General features: G+C 60.2%; 22 protein-coding genes. 7 read left to right on the top strand and 15 right to left on the bottom strand.

Annotated elements, in window-relative coordinates:
* Positions 1–29 precede the first annotated feature (29 nt).
* The 9 genes from bamA to ACM5SV_RS18785 form a co-directional block, all read right to left on the bottom strand.
* The gene (bamA, locus tag ACM5SV_RS18825; RefSeq protein ID WP_032996633.1) at positions 30–2,363 is read right to left on the bottom strand and encodes an outer membrane protein assembly factor BamA; all 2,334 of its coding nucleotides are present in this window, start codon (positions 2,361–2,363) and stop codon (positions 30–32) included.
* A 199-nt stretch (positions 2,364–2,562) separates the two neighbouring features.
* A complete protein-coding gene (gene rseP / locus ACM5SV_RS18820) occupies positions 2,563–3,696 on the bottom strand; it encodes an RIP metalloprotease RseP (RefSeq protein WP_017993982.1) in 1,134 nt (377 codons plus the stop codon).
* 28 nt (positions 3,697–3,724) lie between these two features.
* Positions 3,725–4,555 carry a phosphatidate cytidylyltransferase gene (locus tag ACM5SV_RS18815; protein WP_012757315.1) on the bottom strand — a complete coding sequence of 277 codons (831 nt, stop codon included), beginning with the start codon at positions 4,553–4,555 and terminating at the stop codon, positions 3,725–3,727.
* A complete protein-coding gene (locus ACM5SV_RS18810; RefSeq protein WP_012757314.1) occupies positions 4,555–5,298 on the bottom strand; it encodes an isoprenyl transferase in 744 nt (247 codons plus the stop codon). Before ACM5SV_RS18810 ends, ACM5SV_RS18815 begins: the two co-directional genes overlap by 1 nt.
* 37 nt (positions 5,299–5,335) lie before the next feature.
* Positions 5,336–5,896: a ribosome recycling factor gene (gene frr / locus ACM5SV_RS18805; protein ID WP_011651816.1), complete on the bottom strand. Its 561-nt coding sequence runs from the start codon at positions 5,894–5,896 to the stop codon at positions 5,336–5,338.
* A gap of 51 nt (positions 5,897–5,947) precedes the next feature.
* Positions 5,948–6,670, bottom strand: coding sequence for a UMP kinase (pyrH, locus tag ACM5SV_RS18800; protein ID WP_003539289.1), 723 nt, complete (start codon positions 6,668–6,670; stop codon positions 5,948–5,950).
* A gap of 96 nt (positions 6,671–6,766) precedes the next feature.
* On the bottom strand, positions 6,767–7,693 hold the full coding sequence (gene tsf, locus ACM5SV_RS18795) for a translation elongation factor Ts (protein ID WP_222015788.1): 927 nt from the start codon (positions 7,691–7,693) through the stop codon (positions 6,767–6,769).
* Positions 7,694–7,934: 241 nt separating this feature from the next.
* Positions 7,935–8,702, bottom strand: a complete 768-nt coding sequence (gene rpsB / locus ACM5SV_RS18790; RefSeq protein WP_003539287.1) for a 30S ribosomal protein S2 — start codon at positions 8,700–8,702, stop codon at positions 7,935–7,937.
* 324 nt (positions 8,703–9,026) lie between these two features.
* On the bottom strand, positions 9,027–9,863 hold the full coding sequence (locus ACM5SV_RS18785; protein WP_012757312.1) for a cell envelope integrity EipB family protein: 837 nt from the start codon (positions 9,861–9,863) through the stop codon (positions 9,027–9,029).
* Between the two features lie 136 nt (positions 9,864–9,999).
* Between ACM5SV_RS18785 and ACM5SV_RS18780 the strand changes: the two genes are divergently transcribed.
* The 5 genes from ACM5SV_RS18780 (at position 10,000) to ACM5SV_RS18760 (ending at position 13,390) form a co-directional block, all read left to right on the top strand.
* Entirely contained in the window at positions 10,000–10,470 is a 471-nt protein-coding gene (locus tag ACM5SV_RS18780) for a RidA family protein (RefSeq protein ID WP_222015786.1), read from the top strand.
* On the top strand, positions 10,467–11,186 hold the full coding sequence (locus ACM5SV_RS18775) for a glycerophosphodiester phosphodiesterase (RefSeq protein ID WP_222015785.1): 720 nt from the start codon (positions 10,467–10,469) through the stop codon (positions 11,184–11,186). Before ACM5SV_RS18780 ends, ACM5SV_RS18775 begins: the two co-directional genes overlap by 4 nt.
* 179 nt (positions 11,187–11,365) lie before the next feature.
* Positions 11,366–12,556 (top strand): GNAT family N-acetyltransferase, encoded by a 1,191-nt coding sequence (locus ACM5SV_RS18770; protein ID WP_222015782.1) that lies wholly within the window; start codon positions 11,366–11,368, stop codon positions 12,554–12,556.
* Between the two features lie 54 nt (positions 12,557–12,610).
* Positions 12,611–13,042, top strand: coding sequence for an HIT family protein (locus ACM5SV_RS18765; RefSeq protein ID WP_222015781.1), 432 nt, complete (start codon positions 12,611–12,613; stop codon positions 13,040–13,042).
* Between the two features lie 57 nt (positions 13,043–13,099).
* A complete protein-coding gene (locus ACM5SV_RS18760; protein ID WP_113546020.1) occupies positions 13,100–13,390 on the top strand; it encodes a Dabb family protein in 291 nt (96 codons plus the stop codon).
* A 72-nt stretch (positions 13,391–13,462) separates the two neighbouring features.
* Here ACM5SV_RS18760 and clpA read toward each other — a convergent pair whose 3' ends face one another.
* The 6 genes from clpA to ACM5SV_RS18730 form a co-directional block, all read right to left on the bottom strand.
* Positions 13,463–15,955, bottom strand: a complete 2,493-nt coding sequence (gene clpA, locus ACM5SV_RS18755) for an ATP-dependent Clp protease ATP-binding subunit ClpA (RefSeq protein ID WP_222015779.1) — start codon at positions 15,953–15,955, stop codon at positions 13,463–13,465.
* A 10-nt stretch (positions 15,956–15,965) separates the two neighbouring features.
* Positions 15,966–16,316 (bottom strand): ATP-dependent Clp protease adapter ClpS, encoded by a 351-nt coding sequence (gene clpS, locus ACM5SV_RS18750; RefSeq protein WP_017988219.1) that lies wholly within the window; start codon positions 16,314–16,316, stop codon positions 15,966–15,968.
* Between the two features lie 276 nt (positions 16,317–16,592).
* Entirely contained in the window at positions 16,593–16,964 is a 372-nt protein-coding gene (locus ACM5SV_RS18745; protein ID WP_012757305.1) for a phasin family protein, read from the bottom strand.
* Positions 16,965–17,238: 274 nt separating this feature from the next.
* Complete coding sequence (locus ACM5SV_RS18740; RefSeq protein ID WP_003539277.1) at positions 17,239–17,442, bottom strand: DUF3126 family protein; 204 nt, start codon at positions 17,440–17,442, stop codon at positions 17,239–17,241.
* 140 nt (positions 17,443–17,582) lie between these two features.
* A complete protein-coding gene (cysE, locus tag ACM5SV_RS18735) occupies positions 17,583–18,416 on the bottom strand; it encodes a serine O-acetyltransferase (protein WP_003539276.1) in 834 nt (277 codons plus the stop codon).
* Between the two features lie 128 nt (positions 18,417–18,544).
* On the bottom strand, positions 18,545–19,330 hold the full coding sequence (locus ACM5SV_RS18730; RefSeq protein ID WP_113546028.1) for an alpha/beta fold hydrolase: 786 nt from the start codon (positions 19,328–19,330) through the stop codon (positions 18,545–18,547).
* A gap of 145 nt (positions 19,331–19,475) precedes the next feature.
* Between ACM5SV_RS18730 and ACM5SV_RS18725 the strand changes: the two genes are divergently transcribed.
* Positions 19,476–19,721, top strand: coding sequence for a zinc-finger domain-containing protein (locus ACM5SV_RS18725; protein WP_003539274.1), 246 nt, complete (start codon positions 19,476–19,478; stop codon positions 19,719–19,721).
* 27 nt (positions 19,722–19,748) lie between these two features.
* The gene (locus ACM5SV_RS18720; protein ID WP_113546021.1) at positions 19,749–20,903 is read left to right on the top strand and encodes an FAD-dependent monooxygenase; all 1,155 of its coding nucleotides are present in this window, start codon (positions 19,749–19,751) and stop codon (positions 20,901–20,903) included.
* Positions 20,904–20,912 lie beyond the last annotated feature (9 nt).

Below are 20,912 nucleotides of genomic sequence, written 5' to 3'. Positions count from 1 at the left end.
TTGAGTCTTACAGTTCCGGACTGCCGATATCAGAATTGGTTGTTGATGCCAAACTTGAAGTTCTGCGTCTTGTCGAAGTCTTCCTTGAGAACCGGGATCGCGTAATCCAGACGCAATGCACCGAAGGGAGACTGCCAGACGACGCCGACACCGACGGAGGCGCGCAGCGAAGCGCTGGTACCGTCGGCCTGGTCTGACCCAAGAAGCTCGACGTCATTGCCGAACAGCGTACCGGCATCGGCAAAGACTGCGCCGCGCAGGTTGAAGTCACGCGGGAAGCCCGGCATCGGGAAGGTGGCTTCTGCAGACGCCGTGAAATAGGTCGTGCCACCGAGCGGGTCATCGTGATCCCCGCGGATGCGCGGGCCGATACCCTTGTTCTCGAAGCCGCGAATATCGCCGTTGGTCAGCGTGAACTGGTCGAAGACGTTCAGATGGTCCCCCAAGGGAACGACATAACCAGCCGAAGCGGAGACCGAGCCGATGATATCGGCATCGTCAGCGAGCAGGTGGTAATAACGGGCCTTGCCGTAGATCTTGTAGAACTGCGAGTCGCCGCCGAGGCCGGCAAGTTCGTGCGTCGCCGTCGCATAGATGCCTTCACGCGGCAGGACGGTGTCGTCAAGCGTGTTGTAGGTCAGCGTCTGCGAGACGGAAGAGCGTGTCCACGGGCTCTCGTCGACCAGATTGGCGTAGGTCGCCGAAAGATCAGAGGTATCGCCGTCATACTTCATCTGCTTGTAGTTATAACGGAAGGTCGTCGCCAGATCTTCGGTGATCGGCGCAGTCACACGCAGGACGACGCTGGTTTCTTCGTAATCGTAGTCGTCGTTGCTCGACGTTTCGCTGCGGTTGACGTCGAAGCCTGCCGCCAGACGGTAGCCGAGGAAATAGGGTTCAGTGAAGCTGACGCCGTAGGCGCGTGAGCCTTCCTGGCCGCCACCGGCCGAGATGCGGATGTACTGACCACGACCGAGGAAGTTCTTTTCCTCGATCGATGCTTCGAGCAGCAGGCCGTCGCCGCCGGCGGCATAACCCGCGCCGACACCGAACGAACCGGTCGACTGATCCTGCACGTCGACGACCACCACGACACGGTCAGGCGAACTGCCCGGCTGGGTGGAGATATTGACGGAAGAGAAGTAACCGAGCGCTTCGAGGCGACGCTTGGCCTTGGTGATCATCTGCTGGTTGAAGGCATCGCCTTCGCTCATGTCGAATTCGCGGCGAATGACGTAGTCGCGCGTGCGGCTGTTGCCGCGGATCTCGATGCGCTCGACATAGGCGCGCTCGCCCTGGTCGACCAGGTATTCGACACCGATCGTGTTGTTGTTGAGGTCGCGGTTACCGCGCGGCGTGACGCGCGCAAAGGGATAACCGGCTGACGCCACCTGATCGGAGATCGCCTCGATCGACTTCTGGACTTCCTTGGCGTTGTAGACCTGGCCTTCGCGGGTGCGCACCAGCGGCTGCAGCTGCTCTGAGCCGACGCCTTCGACGGTCGATTGGACGGTCACCGGTCCGAAGTCGTAACGCTGGCCTTCCTCGATGTTGAAGGTCAGCGTGTATTTGTTGGTCGCGTCGTCGAAGGTGGCATCGGAAGAGACGATGCGCATGTCAGCGTAGCCGCGATTGTAATAGAACTGACGCAGCGCTTCTTCGTCGGCGTGGAGCTTGTCTTCGTTGTAGACATCCTTGCGAGTCAGGAACGACAGGAAGTTCGAACGCTTGGTGGCGATGACGGCAGCCAGGCGGCCGGCGCTGTAGGCATTGTTACCGACGAAGTTGATCGAATCGATCTTGGTGCGGTCGCCCTCGTTGATGACGAAGGCGAGGTTGACACGGCCTTCGCCGAGCGGCACCACCTGCGTCGTGACTTCGACCTCGCTGCGGCCGGTGGCAGCGTAAGCTTCCTTGATCGACTGAATGTCGGCCTGGATCTGGGTGTCGCTGTAGGGACCGGCAGCGTGGGTCTGGACGATCGTCGCGAGCTTGTCGTCCTTGATCTTGCGGTTGCCGTTGAAGACGACCTGATTGACCAGCTGGGCTTCCTGAACGTTGACAACCAGCGTGCTTCCGGAAACCGAGATCTTGACGTCGGAGAAGTAACCCGTGCCGTAGAGCTGCTTGACCGAGGCATCGATATCGCTGTTCGAAAAACTCTTTCCGGGAGCGATGGTGAGGTTCGACCGAACGGCTTCCGCGCCGACACGGCTTGCGCCGCGCACATCGATGCGCTGGATAACCGCGGCCTCAGCGGCCGTAGCGGAAACGAACGTCAAAGCACCTGCGCCCGAAGCAACAACACTAGCAGACAGCGCAACCGCCGATACTGCGTTCAAAAACTTTGAACCAGCCTTCATTTCACCCATTACCTTTTGTTTCCCTCGTCCCCGGCTTCAGGAAACCCCGATTCCGGTCACGTGTGTCGTTTTACCCGCTTTTGACATACAAGCAAGGCAGGTCGTTAATTTCTGTTTACTTCATTTGCAAGCGTGACCCATTCGCCACTACAGCCTTGAAACATCGTAAATAAATAGTAATTAGCCTCGCCTTGCTCGTTTACCCTCTTAACGAGCCAATGTCGTTCCAGGTCGTGAAAACCATCAATGTCAGTATCATCGCCAGGCCGATGCGAAATGCAATTTCCTGGGCCGAAGAGCCGAGCGGTTTCCCCCTCACCGCTTCCACCGCATAGAACATCAGGTGGCCGCCATCAAGTACCGGAACCGGCATCAGGTTAAGCAATCCTATCGAAACAGAAAGCACCGCCGCAAGCTGCAACACTGCGCCTATTCCAAGCGACGCCATCTGGCCCGAAGCTTGCGCCACGCGGATCGGCCCGCCCAATTGATCGGCGCGCATCGTTCCGCTGAAGATGTTGCCGATGTATTTGAAGGTGCCGGTGACAATGTCACGGGTCTCAATCACAGCCTCGCGCAACGACTCCAGCGGCGTGTAGGTCTTCAGACGGAAGTTGCCGGCCTCCCGGCTGGTGACGATGCCGATCTGGCCGAGCTCGACCTTGTTGCCGAACTGGTCGGTCTGGTCTACGCGCTGCGGCACCATCGGCACATCGAGCTTCTGGCCGGCGCGCTCGATCGTCACGACGATCTTCTGGCTCGGGCGGATGCCGACATAGCGGCGCACGTCGTCGAAGGTCTCGACCTTGCCGCCGTCGATGGCGACCAGCAGATCGCCTGGAAGGATGCCGGCGGCAGCGGCTGCGCCGTCTGGCTTGACCTCGGCAACGACGGGATCGGCGATCGTGCGGCCATAGACCGAGAAAAGAATGGTGAAGATGGCGATCGCCAGCAGAAAATTGGCGATCGGGCCAGCCGCGACGGTTGCAGCGCGTTTCCACAGCTTGGCGCCGGCAAAGGAGCGCGCCCTGTCCTCCTCGGACATCGCGGCGATCTTGTCGGTGTCGGGCTTGCTCGAGGCATCTTCATCGCCGAAGAACCGGACGTAGCCGCCAAGCGGGATTACCGCAATCTTCCAGCGTGTCCCGTGGCGGTCGGTGAAGCCGAAGATCTCCGGACCGAAGCCGACGGAAAAGGCAAGGATGCGAATGCCGCTCCAGCGCCCGACGAGGTAATGGCCCATCTCATGCACAAAGACGAGCAGTGACAGCACGAGGATGAAGGTAACGATGTTCCCCATCAGAAATGCGTATATGCCGCTCATCGTTTCCATGAGTCCCTTCCGTCAGACTGCCGCGTTGTCAGAGTCCGAACAATGCCGCACCAAGCGACGTCATTCCGGCCCCCTTTATCAGGGAAAAAAGCCCAGCAAGCAAGAACGCCGAAAAACAGGCGAAAATCAGTCCGTCGACACGGTCCATGACGCCGCCATGACCCGGAATGAGACGGCTCGAATCCTTGACGCCGAATTTTCGCTTGATGAACGATTCGAAAAGATCGCCCGACTGGCTGCAAACCGAGAGAACCAATGCCACGCCGGCGGCGATGATTTCAGCGCCCGGAAGGAGAAAATGGACGAGAACGACGCCGGCTACGACCGCCGAAACGGCGCCGCCGATTGCGCCCGACCAGGTCTTTCCGGGCGAGATCGAAGGGGCAAGCTTTGGCCCGCCGAGCGCCCTGCCGACGAAATAGGCAAGGATATCGGTTGCCCAGACGACAGCAAAGACGAAGAGCATGGCGTAAAGGCCAAGCCCGTCATCGCTTCTGATCGCGGCAAGCGACAGGCCGGTGGCGCCGGCATAAAACAGGCCCACTGGCAACCAGCGGCTCGTGCCCTGCAGGATGATCAGGGCGATGCCGACGGCGGTGACGCCGGCCAGCATGCCGGCGGCGAATTCGAAATTGCCGACAAGCACGAGAAAGGCAATCGCCGCCTCGCCGATCCAGCCGACGGCATTGGCGACCCAATCCCGCGCGATGCCTGTCATTTTCGACCATTCATAATAGATCAGCAGGCCGATCACGACCGCCAGGATACGGAAGGCAAGGCCACCATACCAGGTGGCGGCAAGAACGATGGCCGCAAGAATCAGTCCTGAAACGATGCGGAGCTTCAATTCCCTCTGCATCAGGTGCCGACCGCGGCCGCCTGCGACGACAGGCCGCCGAAGCGCCGGTCACGAGAGGCGAATGTATCGAGCGCCGAGCGGAAGATCTCGGGGCTGAAATCCGGCCAATATTCCGGAAGGAAGATGAATTCCGAATAGGCGGCCTGCCAGAGGAGGAAGTTGGAAAGCCGCTCCTCGCCGCTGGTGCGGATGATGAGATCCGGATCGGGGATGCCGGCCGTATCGAGACGGGCGTTGATCAGGGCGGGCGTAATATCCTGCGCTCTCAGGCGGCCGGCTTCGACATCCCGGGCGAGGCTGACGACGGCGCGGGCGATCTCGTCGCGCGAACCATAGTTGAAGGCGATGACGAGCGTCAGCGACGTGTTGTCCTTGGTCGTCTCCTCCGCCTCCAGCAGCAGGCCGAGAATGTCGCTGCGCAGGCTGTCGCGGTCGCCGATCACCTTGATCCGCACGTTCTGGCGATGAAGCTCGGCGAGGTCGCGCCGGATAAAAGCCTTGAGCAGGCCGAGCAGATCGGAGACCTCTGCTTCGGGCCGGCGCCAGTTCTCCGAGGAGAAGGCAAAGAGGGTCAGATATTTTATGCCGGCCGCACCAGCGGCGCGGACTGTCTCACGCACCGCCTCGACGCCCTTGCGATGGCCCATCGTGCGCGGCAGGCCACGTTGCTTGGCCCAACGGCCATTGCCGTCCATGATGATGGCAACATGCTCTGGCACAGTCACAAATACAGATTCCGACATTTCCCGTCCGGTCTTTCCAGGCAAAGGCACAGATCCACTAGACCTGCATGATTTCCTTTTCCTTCTCGCCAAGCAAGCGGTCGATTTCGGAAATCGTCTCGTCCGTCATCTTCTGTACACGTTCCGACTGCGCCCGGCTCTCGTCCTGGCCGATTACGCCGTCCTTTTCGGCTTTCTTAAGGCCGTCCATGCCGTCGCGGCGGACATGGCGAATCGCCACTTTGCTCTTTTCGGCATAGTCGTGCGCCACCTTGACGAGCGACTTGCGGCGCTCCTCGTTCAGCTCCGGCAGCGGAATGCGCAGGTTCTGGCCGTCGATGATCGGGTTGAGGCCGAGATTGGATTCGCGGATGCCGCGCTCGACGGCGCTGACCATCGACTTGTCCCAGACGGAAACCGACAGCATGCGCGGCTCAGGCACGGTGATGTTGGCGACCTGGTTCAGCGGCATGCGCGAACCATAGGCCTCGACCGTGACCGGGTCGAGAATGTTGGCCGAAGCACGGCCGGTGCGCAGCGATGCGATGTCGCCCTTGAATACGGAAATCGCGCCGTCCATGCGGCGCTTCAGTTCCTTGATGTCGATACCTTCACTCATGTCGATGCTCCCGTCTGGCGAGGGCTGCGCCGAAACCGCGGCGCAGCTTTATCAGTTGTCGGAGACGATGGTCTTGAGGCCACCGCCCGTCAAGATTTCAGCAAAACCACCCTTCTCGTGGATCGAGAAGACGATGATCGGAATGGAATTTTCTCTGGCCAGCGCCACGGCGGCAACGTCCATCACCGCCAGCCCCCTGTCCAGCACTTCCTGGTGCGTCAGCCGGTCGAGGCGGGTCGCATCAGGATATTTCTTCGGGTCGGCGGTGTAGATGCCGTCGACCTGCGTGCCCTTGAAGATCGCTTCCGCACCCATTTCGGCGGCGCGAAGTGCTGCGGCGGAATCGGTGGTGAAGAAGGGGTTGCCGGTGCCGCCGGCAAAAATCACCACGCGTCCCATCGACAGATGATAAAGGGTCGCGCGCTGCGAAAAGCTCTCGCAGATCTCGGGCATGGAGATGGCCGAAAGCACCACCGTATCGATATTCAGCTTGCGCAGCGAGGTCGCCAGCGCCAGCGCATTGATGATGGTGCCGAGCATGCCCATATGGTCGCCGGTGACCCGGTCGCCGCCCTTGGACGCTACCGCGACACCGCGGAAGATATTGCCGCCACCGACGACGACGCCGACTTCCACGCCCATATGCCGTGCCTCGGCGATGTCGGATGCGATGCGGTCCGCCACCGTCACATCGATCCCGAAACCCTGGCCACCCATGAGCGCTTCGCCGGAGGCCTTGAGTAGAACGCGTTTATAGACAGGCTCTAAAGACATCTTGGCTCCTCGTAAATTGCCGTGAATGCCCGATACACGAAGGGCACCGCGTTGTCACGCGATGCCCTTCGTGTTTTCCCAATTATGACTGGAAGATCAACCCTTGACGGCAGCCGCGACTTCGGCCGCGAAGTCGGTCTCTTCCTTCTCGACGCCTTCGCCGAGCAGCAGACGGACCATGCCGGTGACTTCGATCGGCGCGCCGACAGCCTTTTCAGCGTCCTTGATGGCGGCACCAACCGTCAGGTCCGGATTGATGACGAAAGCCTGCGAGAGAAGGGCGACTTCCTCGAAGAACTTGCGCATGCGGCCTTCGACCATCTTCTCGATGATATTGTCCGGCTTGCCGGAAGCCCGCGACTGCTCGATGAAGACGTTGCGCTCGCGCTCGGCGACAGCGGCATCGACTTCTTCCGGGCGGATCGCCAGCGGCGCAGTGGCGGCGATGTGCATGGCGACCTGGCGGCCGATAGCGTTCAGGGCATCCTTGTCGCCAGCCGACTTCAGCGCAACGAGAACGCCGAGCTTGCCGAGGCCGTCGGAAACAGCATTGTGGATATAGGTGGCGACGACGCCGTCCTCGACCGAGAGAGCGACCGAGCGGCGCAGGTTCATGTTCTCGCCGATCGTTGCGATCGCATCCTTGATCGTGTCGGACACGGATTTGCCGGATGCCGGGTAGGTCGCAGCGGCAACGGCATCGACGGTTCCGTCGGTCGAGGCGGCGACCTTGGCGATGCCGCGGACGAGTTCCTGGAAGGCATCGTTACGGGCGACGAAGTCGGTCTCGGAATTGACTTCGACGACGACGGCCTTGGTGCCCTGGCTCGCAACGCCGATGAGGCCTTCGGCAGCGGTGCGGCCGGACTTCTTGTCGGCCTTGGCGATGCCCTTGGCGCGCAGCCAGTCGATCGCCGCTTCCATGTCGCCACCGGTTTCAGCAAGAGCCTTCTTGCAGTCCATCATGCCTGCGCCGGTCTTTTCGCGCAGTTCCTTCACCATTGCAGCCGTAATCTCGCTCATTAGCTTCCTCTTGTCGGTTCATACGGTGGGCCGCAAAGCGCGGCTCGGCACCGGATTGAGGCACGAAATGTACCTGTATGTATGACAGCGTGATGAAGACGCGTCATAACGAAACTTATCGGACGGAGAGCCTGACGCCCTCCCCTTGAAACAGGCAAGGCCGCCGAACTTCGATGAGTCGCGAGCGGCCTTTCCCAGTCTCTGTAAGCATTGGCGGACCTTTTCGATCCGCCCGCTTTCATCAGCCTTCGGCTGCTTCCTCGAGAGCCGGCTCGACCGGAACTTCGGAGGATGCGCCGAGATCGCGGCCGGAAGAGCCCTGCTGACGCGCGATGCCGTCGATGGCGGCGCGGGAGATAAGCTCGCAGTAAAGAGCGATGGCGCGCGATGCGTCGTCGTTACCCGGGATCGGATAGTCGATCAGGTCCGGATCGCAGTTCGAATCGATGATGGCGACAACCGGGATGCCGAGGCGCTTGGCTTCGTCGATCGCGATCTTTTCCTTGTTGGTGTCGATGATGAACATCAGGTCGGGCGTGCCGCCCATATCGCGGATACCGCCAAGAGCCTTGTCCAGCTTCTCACGTTCGCGCTCGAGGTTCAGGCGTTCCTTCTTGGTGAAGCCCTGGGCTTCGCCGTTCAGGATCTCGTCGAGCTTGCGCAGACGCTGGATCGAGTTGGAGATGGTCTTCCAGTTCGTCATCATGCCGCCGAGCCAGCGCGAGTTGACGTAGTACTGGGCCGAGCGCTTGGCGCTGTCGGCAATGATCTCAGACGCCTGGCGCTTGGTGCCGACGAAGAGAACACGGCCGCCGCGGGCAACGGTGTCGCTGACGACCTGAAGGGCGCGCGACAGCATCGGAACGGTCTGGGCCAGATCGATGATGTGAATGTTGTTGCGATCGCCGAAGATGTACGGCTTCATCTTCGGGTTCCAGCGATGCGTCTGGTGGCCGAAGTGGACGCCTGCTTCAAGAAGCTGACGCATAGAAAAATCAGGCAATGCCATGCCTTGTTACTCCTTTTCCGGTTGAACCTCCGCAAGGCGAACAGCATCCTCTTCGAGAATGCCACCGGGCGGAACAGTCCGGATTTCTCCCGGACGATCCCATGCCTTACGTGTGGAATGCGGGTGCCCATACATTCGATTTGGCGCAAAAGCAAGGCTTATGCCGAAAAAACCTGGCTCACGCACCGGCCACGGCGCGTGGATCTCAATAAAAGAGACAAAGGCGACTGCCTGCCCTTGGAATGCCGCACTCAGCCTGCCAGCGTCGGCAGCAACATCGACAGGATGAATATCAGTCTCAGGGGCTGCGGAAGGCAACGAGGCCTACTTGCAAACCTCGGCCTTGCGGTCGAGCAACTCCAGCTTGGCGAGCTTGCCGGTCAGGACGAAATCGCCGTAATCCATCGTCAGGTCGCGGGTGATGCCGTTCTCATAGAGCTTGAAGGACATGCGGTAGACCGGCAAAGCATCCGATTTCGCACTCTCGTTGAAATAGGCGATCGTCACCGGCCAGAAGGCCGTCTTGGAGAAGGCGCCGGCATTGCCGGCATCGGCTTCCTCGGCGATCGGTGTCTCCTGCTTGCCGACGATCGTAGTCGTCGCCAGCGATTTGTCACCGTCATCGGAACCGTCGAAGACGCGCGCCTCGAAGAAGCGCTTGCCGTCCTTGGCGTGCTGGATCACATCGAGCATATGTTCCGTGGGAAAGCGGCTTTCTAAAAGCTGCAGCTCGCGGCTCGCCGGCTGCTTGAGATCTACCTTGACACCATCAGGCTGGTCCTGAGCCGCACCGTTGACCTCTTTATCGAGCTGCTCGTCGGTGAAGGATTTGGTGTCGAAGGTGAACTTGCCGTCCTTCAGGTTCTCGAAGGTCTTCGTCTGCTGGTCGCTGACACGCACGCTGTCGCCGGTGTCGATCTGCGTCACGAAGCGGAAGTTGGTGGTGAAGCCCTGGCAATAGCTGCCGTCGAATTCATAGACCATGCGACCGTACATGGCGGCGATGCCGGAGCGGTCCGAAGCGTCCTTCAGTTCCAGATCGTAGACCGCGCGATGGGCGACGAGGCCGGTCGCGATCGCAGCGCTAACCGCGGGCGCAGCCGCCCATGCATTGGCGGAAACGCTGGCGAAAAGCAGAGCGACAAGACTCGATCGGAACATTCATTAACTCCTGTTGGACTCGGTCGCGATGTTATAAGAACGCTTTCGGCCAAATCGAGGCTCGAAACTGTCATATTAAAGATTCTAGTCTTGATGCATAATTTTTGAAGAATTGACAACAAAAGCGGAGACGAAAATGTCCGATGAAATTGCAGCGCGCCTGATTGAGATGGGGATAACCCTGCCCGAAGCTGCAGCACCTGCTGCAAATTACGTTCCCTATGTCATCAGCGGCAATCTTCTCTACATCTCCGGTCAGCTGCCGCTCGAAGGCGGCAAGGTCACTGTCTCGGGCCATCTCGGCAAGACCGTCGACGTACCAACGGGCCAGCGCGGCGCCGAACTCTGCGCCATCAACATCCTTGCCCAGGCGAAGGCGGCACTTGGCGGCGAACTCGGCCGTATCCGGCGCGTCATCAAGCTGAACGGCTTCGTCGCCTCGGCGCCCGACTTCGTCGAGCAGCATCTCGTCATCAACGGCGCTTCGAACCTGATTGCCGGCGTGCTTGGCGAAGCCGGCAAACATGCGCGTGCCGCCGTTGGCATGGCGGCCCTGCCGCTGAATGCCGCCGTCGAGATAGACGCTATCATGGAAATCGCAGAATGACCAATGTTGGCTGGATCAGGGACCTGCCGGTTGCCCATCGCGGCTATCACGACCTCAACACGCAGGTCTGGGAAAACACGCTTTCGGCTTTCTCGCGCGCCGTCGAAGCGGGCTTTGCGATCGAATGCGACCTGCATTACGCCTCCGACGGCGTGCCGGTCATATTTCACGACGAGGATCTGCAGCGCCTGTGCAACCTCCACGGCGACATCCGCGAGCGCACCTCTCGGGAACTCGGACTGATCGCCGTTGGCGGCACCAGCGACAAGGTGCCGACGTTGCGCCAACTCCTCGACCTCGTCGAGGGCAAGGTGCCGCTGGTGCTGGAGCTCAAGGGGCGCGAGGCCGACGACGAAGGTTTCGCCGAAGCTGTTCTCGAGGTGCTCGAAGGCTATGAGGGCAAGGTGGCGCTGATGAGTTTTGACCACTGGCTGCTGCGCGATCTGAAGGCGCTTGGCTCACCCTACCCGCTCGGGCTGACGGCCGACGGCAACACGCCGGAGGCGTTCAAGACACATGCGAAGGCGATGGAGATCGGTCTCGATTTCATCTCTTATCACTATGGCGACCTGCCGAACCCCTTTATCACCAGCGAACGCGAAAAGGGCATTCCTGTCATCACCTGGACGGTGCGTGACGAAGAGGCGCGCCGGCTTACATTTGCAAACGCAGACCAGATGACCTTCGAAGGCTTCGATCCGCGTGTGGCTGCTTGACGCTCGCTTTTTGGCCAAGATCATGCGCAGACTACTGCATAATTCCTTAAGTCGGATCGATTTCAGGATAAAATTATGCAGGAGTTCAAAGTGTTACAGCGTCCTTTGCGCGTCTGAAAGACTCGCAGCGCTGTAAGGCAGAGCCGAGACTACCCTCCCACAGGTTTCGCATTTGTCCCATGACTGATGAATTATCCATTCGCGTAGAACGCTCCTTCACCGCGATTTCCCCGGAGAGCTGGTCCAAGCTTTCCGGGGCGTCGAAAACCTGTGATACGATTGCCTACAACCCTTTCGTTTCCCACGCCTTTTTATCGTCGCTGGAGGAATCCGGCTCGGCCGACGCCGAGACCGGATGGCTCGGCCACCACCTGCTGCTCGAGACCGGGCGCGGCGAGTTGATCGGCGCCCTGCCCGGCTATCTCAAGAACCACAGCCAGGGCGAATATGTCTTCGACCATGGCTGGGCCGACGCCTTCGAACGGGCCGGCGGGCGTTATTACCCCAAACTTCAGTGCTCGATCCCGTTCACCCCGGCGACAGGCCCGCGTCTTCTTGTCGCCGAGGGGCTGCAGCGGCTGCCGATCCAGGGCGCGATCGCCGAAGGCCTGAAGGAGGTGGTGAGCCGGCTCGGCATCTCTTCGGCCCATATCACCTTCGTGCCGGACGAAGAGATCGGCGTCTTCGAGATGGACGGCTATCTGCACCGCACCGACCAGCAGTTCCATTTCATCAACGACGGCTATGCCAATCACGAGGAGTTTCTCGAAACGCTCGCCTCGCGCAAACGCAAGGCGTTGCGCAAGGAGCGCCGCGCCGCACTCGAAAACGGTATCAGCATCGACTGGCTGACCGGCCGCGACCTGACGGAACGTATCTGGGACCAGTTCTTCAAGTTTTACACGGATACCGGCGGGCGCAAGTGGGGCCGGCCCTACCTCACCCGTAAGTTCTATTCGTTGATCGGCGAACGCATGGCCGACGACATCCTGCTCGTCATGGCCAAGCGCGACGGGCGCTATGTCGCCGGCGCGATCAACTTCATCGGTGGCGACACGCTCTACGGCCGTCACTGGGGCTGCATCGAGGATCATCCCTTCCTGCATTTCGAGGTCTGCTATCACCAGGCGATCGACTTCGCCCTTTCGAAAGGGTTGAAACGGGTCGAGGCTGGCGCGCAGGGCGAACACAAGCTTGCCCGCGGTTACCTGCCGGTGACGACGCATTCCGCCCATTATGTCGCGCATGCCGGCCTTCGCCGGGCGATCGGCGACTATCTCGCGCGAGAGCGCGCCGATGTCGAACAGATGAGCGAACTGCTGACCGAACACAGTCCTTTCCGCAAGGGCGAGCGCCTGCAGGAGGATTGACGCCGCCGCACCGGCCGCGTTACCCGATCAACCATGAACTGAGGAGATTTCGTGATGACCAGCCCGGCCGCCTATGACGACAACAACATATTCGCCAAGATCCTCCGCGGCGAAATCCCCTCGCACCGGGTTTACGAGGACGAGCATACCGTCGCCTTCATGGATGTGATGCCGCAGGCGCCGGGCCATGTGCTCGTCCTTCCCAAGGCGCCGTCCCGCAATCTCCTCGATGCCGATCCAGCCACCCTCACCCACTCAATTACTGTCGTCCAGAAGATCGCCAATGCGGTGAAGGACGTCTTCGAAGCCGATGGCGTGTTCATCGCCCAGTTCAACGAACCGGCGGCCGGGCAAACGGTGTTCCATCTGCATTTCCACGTCATCCCGCGGCATGAGGGCGCGGCGCTGAAGCCGCATTCCGGCAAGATGGAGGACGGTGCCGTGCTCGCCGCCAATGCCGAAAAGATCAGGGCAGCGCTGGCGTAAGGTCAACACCCGTCGATTTCAAAGAATTCAATCCAGACAATCATTTGGAACAAGATCATGATCCGCCATACTGTCGCGTTCCGCCTGAAGCACGAAGCCGGCTCGGCTGAAGAAGCCTCGTTTCTCGCCGACGCGCTGGTGCTTGCCAAGATTCCGAGCGTGCGGAATTTCGAGCAGCTTCGGCAGACGAGTCCAAAGAATGCTTTTGCCTTCGGCTTTTCGATGGAATTCGACGATCAGGCTGGCTACGACACGTACAACCTCCATCCCCTGCATGTCGCCTTCGTGCGCGACCGCTGGGTGCCCGAGGTCGCCGATTTTCTCGAGATCGACTACACCAGGCTCTGAAAAGGGCGCATGCAGATCCGAAAACGAAAAAGGCCGCAGTGACGCGGCCTTTTCCAATTCGGTGACGGTATCTTACTTCTTGCGTGGAACCTTCGGAACCGCGCTTCCCTTCTTCGGGGCGTCGCGAACCTCGGGCTCGGCCTGCGGCACTGCTTTGGCGCGGGTCTTGCGGGCCGCCTTCGTCTTCAGCTCGCCGTCATCCACATCATCGCCTTCGGGATGCACGACCTCGGCTTCGGGCTTCGGCTTGATCGGCGCCGTTTCCGAAATGGCTTCGAGCACGATGCCGGGCTTGCCGTCTTCCTTCGGGCCGACAGTGACGTTGACGACGCCGCCTTTCTTCAGCTTGCCGAAGAGGATTTCGTTGGCGAGCGGCTTCTTGATCGTATCCTGAATGACGCGAGCAAGCGGGCGGGCGCCCATCTTCTCGTCGTAACCCTTTTCCGCCAGCCAGGCGATTGCATCCTCGTGCAGGTCGAAGGTGACGTTCCTTTCGGAAAGCTGGGCCTCCAGCTGCATGATGAACTTCTGCACGACCTTGTGGATGACGGCCGTCGGCAACGCCGCGAAAGGAATGATCGCGTCGAGACGGTTGCGGAATTCCGGCGTGAACAGGCGGGTGAGCGCCTCCTCGTCCTCGCCGGTGCGCTTGGACGAGCCGAAGCCAATCGCCGCCTTGGCCATTTCGGATGCACCCGCATTGGTCGTCATGATCAGGATGACGTTGCGGAAGTCGATCTTCTTGCCGTTGTGGTCGGTCAGCGTGCCGTGGTCCATGACCTGCAGCAGGATATTGTAGATGTCGGGATGCGCCTTCTCGATTTCGTCGAGCAGAACCACGCAATGCGGGTGCTGATCGACGCCATCGGTGAGAAGGCCGCCCTGGTCGAAGCCGACATAGCCGGGAGGCGCGCCGAGCAGACGCGAAACCGTGTGCCGCTCCATATATTCCGACATGTCGAAGCGCAGAAGTTCGACGCCGAGCGACGATGCCAGCTGCTTTGCCACCTCGGTCTTGCCGACGCCGGTCGGACCGGAGAAGACATAGGCGCCGATCGGCTTGTTCGGCTCACGAAGACCGGCGCGCGCCAGCTTGATCGAGGTCGAAAGCGCTTCGATGGCGATATCCTGGCCGTAGACGACCGAGCGCAGTTCCTTCTCGAGATTGGCAAGCACGGCTTCATCGTCCTTGGAGACGGTCTTCGGCGGAATGCGCGCCATCGTCGCGACCGTTGCCTCGATCTCCTTTTCGGTGATCAGCTTGCGGCGCTTGGACGGCGGCAGCAGCATCTGCGCCGCACCGGTTTCGTCGATCACGTCGATCGCCTTGTCGGGCAGTTTGCGGTCGGAGATGTAGCGGGCCGACAATTCGACGGCCGACTTGATGGCGTCGTTCGAATAACGCAGGTGGTGATACTCTTCGAAATAGGGCTTCAAGCCCTTCATGATCTCGATCGCATCTTCGATCGACGGCTCGCTGACGTCGATCTTCTGGAAACGACGGACCAGCGCCCGGTCTTTCTCGAAGAACTGGCGGTATTCCTTATAGGTGGTCGAACCGATGCAGCGAATCGCGCCCGATGACAGGGCCGGCTTCAGCAGGTTCGATGCATCCATCGCGCCGCCCGAAGTGGCGCCGGCGCCGATCACCGTGTGGATCTCGTCGATGAAGAGCACGGCGCCCGGATATTCTTCCAGTTCCTTAACGACCTGCTTCAGGCGCTCTTCGAAGTCGCCACGGTAGCGCGTGCCGGCCAAGAGCGTGCCCATGTCGAGCGAGAAGATCGTCGCATCGGCGAGTGCTTCCGGAACCTTGCCTTCGACGATGCGCTTAGCAAGGCCTTCGGCGATCGCCGTCTTGCCGACGCCGGGATCACCGACATAGAGCGGATTGTTCTTCGAACGGCGGCACAGGATCTGGATTGTGCGGCTGACCTCGGCGTGACGGCCGATCAGCGGATCGATCTTGCCGCCCTTGGCCTTCTCGTTGAGATTGACGCAATAGGCCTTGAGCGCATCCTGCTGCTTCTTCGGGCCGCCTTCTTCCTCGCCGCCGCGCGCCGTCGGCTTGCTGCTTTCGGCTTCGTCCTCAGCACCGCGCGGGGGACGCACATCCGAAGCGCCCGGCCGCTTGCCGATGCCGTGAGAGATGTAGTTGACGGCATCGTAGCGGGTCATCTCCTGCTCCTGCAGGAAATAAGCGGCGTGGCTTTCGCGCTCGGCGAAGATCGCGACGAGCACGTTGGCGCCGGTCACCTCTTCGCGGCCGGACGATTGCACGTGGATGACGGCACGCTGGATGACGCGCTGGAAGCCGGAGGTCGGCTTCGAATCCTCGTCATAACCGGTGATCAGGTTGGAAAGTTCGTTGTCGACATATTCGACGAGCGTCTTGCGCAGCGCGTCGAGATCGACATTGCAGGCACCCATGACCGCGGCCGCATCGGCATCGTCGATCAGGGCGAGCAGCAGATGCTCGAGCGTCGCATATTCGTGGTGCCGCTCGTTGGCAAAGGTCAGTGCCTGATGGAGCGCCTTCTCTAAACTAGGCGAAAATGTTGGCACGTTCAGATCCTCACTTCTTTTCCATGACGCATTGCAGCGGATGCTGGTGCTGCCGGGCGAAGTCCATCACCTGGCTGACCTTCGTTTCCGCTACCTCGTATGTGAATATTCCGCATTCGCCGACGCCGTGGTTATGGACATGGAGCATGATGCGGGTGGCACTTTCACGATCCTTCTGAAAAAAACGCTCCAGAATATGAATGACGAATTCCATGGGAGTGTAGTCGTCATTCAAAAGCAGCACACGATAAAGATTGGGCTTCTTGGTCTTCGGCTTGGTGCGCGTGATGACCGAGGTTCGATTTGCGTTGTCCCCGTTCCTTTCGCTGTCGTTCTGCATCCGGATCGGCTTTGCGATCATTGTCATTCATTCCTCAAGCAATCCGGCGGAGCATGGGAGGGTGCTTTTCCCGCCGAATATCTGAAACACTAACTTAGTTCATAATAGGCTGATTTTAAGCCCCCTGTCAGACACTGCAATCAAGAAATGGCCGGCATGCACGGGAAAGACCAAAAAAGTCCCCGGTCGATCCCATGCGGGCGCTGCAGCGAAAGTGGAAACAAAAAGACCGGCTACAGATGCGTAGCCGGTCTTCATTTTTCAATATGTAGCGCAGGTTGCGCCTTTGAAATCAGTTCAAGCAGCAGCAGGCGTCGCCGCCGACACCGACTTGGCGGTCTTGACGACCGCAGCGGCGATCGGTGCCTCATAGGGCTTGTAGGCTGATTTGGCGAGATCGGCATACATCTCACTGAGCTTCGTCGTCTCGGAGACAAAGCCTTCAAAATACGCCTTGACGTAGCTCGTCTGCAGCTCGAAGGCAGCCTCGAAGCTCTTGACGCCGGCCAGCGTCTCGAAATGCGTCACCGCGTCCTGAAAAGATTTCTTCGAATATTCAGTGGCTTCGGTGGCGATTGCCTGAAAGCCCTTGGACGTGTCGGTATAGGTCTTCAGGGCCGTGTCGACGGCTTCCTTGCTCTTCTTGTTGGCGTCTTCAAAGTTGAACATGAGCCATCCTCCGTTGGGCTGTTGGTGGCCGCAGGGTAGCTGCAATGCACAAATAGTCAAGTAGTCTTGTGCGTTGCAAAACATCCAACGGTTGCATTACAAAAAGATAACAAAGGCAGCGCGCCGGGGCACGTACGTCTTTAATTGATTTTGCTAAAATATATCAGAATGCCGCAACCGGAAGTTTTGAATAAATTCTCGTTGCGAATCGAAAAAACGAAAAAAGGACCGAACGGATCGCGCCGTTCGGTCCTTTTGAAGCTTTCGAACGCGATCAGAGATCGACGTCGAGGATCGCCATCGAAAAGTTGTAGGAGCGGTCGCCGTCCTCGTCATCGATATAGACGACACCCAGAAATTCTTCGCCGAGATAGACTTCCGCAGAATCATCCTTGCGCGGACGCGCCTTGACGATCATCTGCGGATTGAACATGCGCTTGAAATAGGCGTCGAGCTTCTTGATTTCTTCTGGCTTCACTCTGTCATCTCCGTAAGCGGTCTTGGTTGGCCGCTTCTTGCACAGGAAATGCAGCGGTGTAAAGGCAAGGTTGCCGTTTGCTCATGGCTCTCCCCGCTCGGATCCCGCCGACTTTTCCTATCCTTGTTTCCAACGGGCGCTCAGATGTCGGCGCCGATCACCTGGTCCATGTTGCGCGACGGCTCGGAACAACCGGCCTCGCCGACGACCTTGGCCGGCACACCCGCGACTGTCTTTTTGGGCGGCACCGCCTTCAATACGACGGAGCCGGCGGCGACGCGTGAGCAGTAGCCGATCTCGATATTGCCGAGGATCTTCGCACCGGCGCCGATCATGACGCCGGAGCCGATCTTTGGATGGCGGTCGGCGCCCTCCTTGCCGGTGCCGCCGAGTGTGACGCCGTGCAGGATCGAGACGTTGTCGCCGATGACGGCCGTCTCGCCGACGACGAGGCCGGTGGCATGATCGAGGAAGATGCCCTTGCCGATACGGGCGGCCGGGTTGATGTCGGTCTGGAAGACGCTGGAGGAGCGGCTCTGCAGATAGAGCGCAAAATCACGCCGGCCGCGGTTCAGCAGCCAATGGGCGAGACGATGCGTCTGCAGCGCATGGAAGCCCTTGAAATAAAGCACCGCCTCCATGAAACGCAGGCAGGCGGGATCGCGGTCATAGATCGCCTGGATATCGACGCGCAGGATGGAGCTCCAGTCCGGCCAGTCGAGGAGCATTTCTTCGAAGGTCTGGCGAAGCAGGTTCGCCTGCATGTCGGGGTGATCGAGACGTTCGCAGATGCGGTGGATGACGCATTCCTCGAGCGAATGGTAGTTGATCACGGTCGAATAGAGGAAGGCGGCGAGAACCGGGTCCCGTTCGGCGGCGAGCCGGGCTTCCTCGCGCAGGCTGTCCCAGATGGGATCCATCACCTTCAGCGGATGGCCTGTGTCAAAAGCACGAATGTCAGTCTTTGCGACCATCGCCGCTCTCCTCGCTGCCAGCCGGAATGCCGTTTTCGGAATGCCAATATATAGAGGAAAACGGCAATAACATAAATGGGTGCCGTCGCCATGGTTTTTTAGCATGGTTTTTCGGCATCACGATGTTGTCAGCAATGGGCGACCCTTGCATAGAAGGCCAGCACCGCCTGCTTGAAAACCCTGTCGCCGACGGCGAGCATATGATCGCGGCCCGGAATATCGAGCGCTTCGGCATTTTGCATCAGCGCCGCCAATTCCTGCGGCGAGCCGGCGATATCATCCTTGGTGCCGACGCCGATCAGCGTCGGCATGTCGAGCTTGGCCATATCGGAGCGGGCGACGAGATCGCGCGAGCCGCGGATGCAATCGGCAAGAGCGACCCGGTCGCTCTTGGTCTGCTCGGCGAAGGCGCGGAACATGCGGCCTCGGGCATGCGTCACCGCGTCCAGCGAGGGCGCCAGCAGCGCATCGGCAATCGGGTCCCAGTCGCCGACGCCGTCGGTCATGCCGATGCCGAGGCCGCCGAGCACCAGCGAACGGACGCGATGCGGATTGGCAAGCGCGGCAAAGACGGAAATGCGCGCGCCCATCGAATAGCCCATGACATGGGCTTCGGGGATGCCGAGATGGTCGAGCAGCGCGATCGCATCGCCGGCCATGACCCATGGGCGATAGGCTTCGGCATCGTGCGGCTTGTCGCTTGCCCCGTGGCCGCGATTGTCCATAGCGATCACCCGGTAGCCGGCATCGCCAAGCGTCTTCAACCAGCCCGGATGCACCCAGTTGACGTTTGCGGTCGAGGCAAAGCCGTGGATCAACAACACCGGCACACCGGCCGGATCGCCCTCATCGAAGAAGGCGAGCTGCAATCCGTCATGGGTGAAGCTTGAAAATGTGGGTGTATTCAGGTTCATCTGGCCTTCCTTTTTGGCGCGACCATAATCGAGCGGCCTTTCATCGTGAAGCCAAAAACTGTGCCTGGCGTAGTGCTTTGGCTCTACACATTTGCGGCGAAGGCTTATAAGGTTCGCGCACATTTCAAAGCATTCGGAGAGCGACATGGCCGGCCACAACATTCCTCACTTCCAGAACGACGGCGGTCACCGCGTTATCGAAGTCGGCGTCAAGGAATTCATGTGCACCGGCGCTTCGGCTCCCTTCGATCATCCGCATATCTTCATCGACATGGGCGACGACAACGAGAAGGTCTGTTCCTACTGCTCGACACTCTATCGCTTCAATTCCGCGCTCAAGCCCAGCCAGACCAATCCGGCCGGTTGCGTTTTCCACGTGAAGGCGGCGTAGTCAGTCCAGATTCGGATCGGACCGACAATGCCGGTCGAACATGCCGCCATCATCGGCGCCGGGATATCAGGGCTGACAGCTGCCCTTGCGCTTTCGCGCCGGGGCATCAGTTCGGAGATCTTCGAGCAGGCGGGCGAACTCACCGACATCGGCGCCGGGTTGCAGGTTTCGCCGAACGCCTCCCGCATCCTTGCCGAACTCGGCATCCTTGAAGGACTGTCAAAGGTCTGGCTCGAGCCGGACGCGATCCGGCTGATATCGGGCGGGTCGCTCCGCCAGCTCGCGGCCGTGCCGGCAGGCAAATTCGCGCGGGAACGCTGGGGCGCTCCCTATGGCGTTCTGCACCGCACTACGCTGCAGAAAGCCCTTTTGGCAGCGGTTACGGCCGATCCGCGCTGCCGGCTTCACCTTGGCGTGCGGATCGATGCGACCCTACCGCCTTTCGAGCGGGCGGCCGATGTCGTGATCGGCGCCGACGGCGTCTGGTCGAAGCTCCGGCAATCCATTTCGGGCAGCCCCTCGCCGCGCTTTTCCGGCAATATCGCCTACCGCTTCACCATTGCCGAAAATGAGGCGCCCGGTTTCCTCGATAGGGCAAGCGTTTCGGCTTTTCTCGGCGGCTCGGCGCACCTCGTCTGCTATCCGCTCAGAGAAAGCGGCAGCTTCAACATGGTGGCGATCACCGCCGGCAATACCGCGCCGCAGGCCTGGCAAAGCGAGCCGACGGCCGAACAGCGCGCCGAGCTGCGGGCACGCCTTTCCGGCTGGAATGCCGCAATCGTCTCGCTGCTCGACAGACAGAATAAGCTAACGTTCTGGCCGCTGTTCGAAACCACATCAGGCACGTGGCAGGACGGCCGAAAGACGGTGCTGATCGGCGACGCCGCCCACGCGATGATGCCTTTTGCCGGACAGGGAGCGGCGATGGCGATCGAAGACGCCTACGAACTGGCGGCGTTTCTTTCGAATAGCCCCATGGCGGAAGCGCTGGCACGCTTCGAAAGGCATCGGGCGCCACGCATTGCGAGACTTCGCCAGCGCGGCGCCTTCAACCGGTTCGCCTATCATGCGAAAGGGCCGATCCGGATCGGCCGCGATCTCGTGCTCGGCCTCAAGCCGCCGCTAAGCCTGGCGGCCGATCTCGACTGGATCTACGGCTATCGGGCTGCAGATCTGCCTTGAGGTTTCACA

Origin of the sequence: Rhizobium sp. CRRU65 (assembly GCF_048551595.1) — a bacterium.
Lineage (GTDB): Bacteria > Pseudomonadota > Alphaproteobacteria > Rhizobiales > Rhizobiaceae > Rhizobium > Rhizobium leguminosarum_J.
This window is presented reverse-complemented; position numbering and strand designations above follow the sequence as displayed.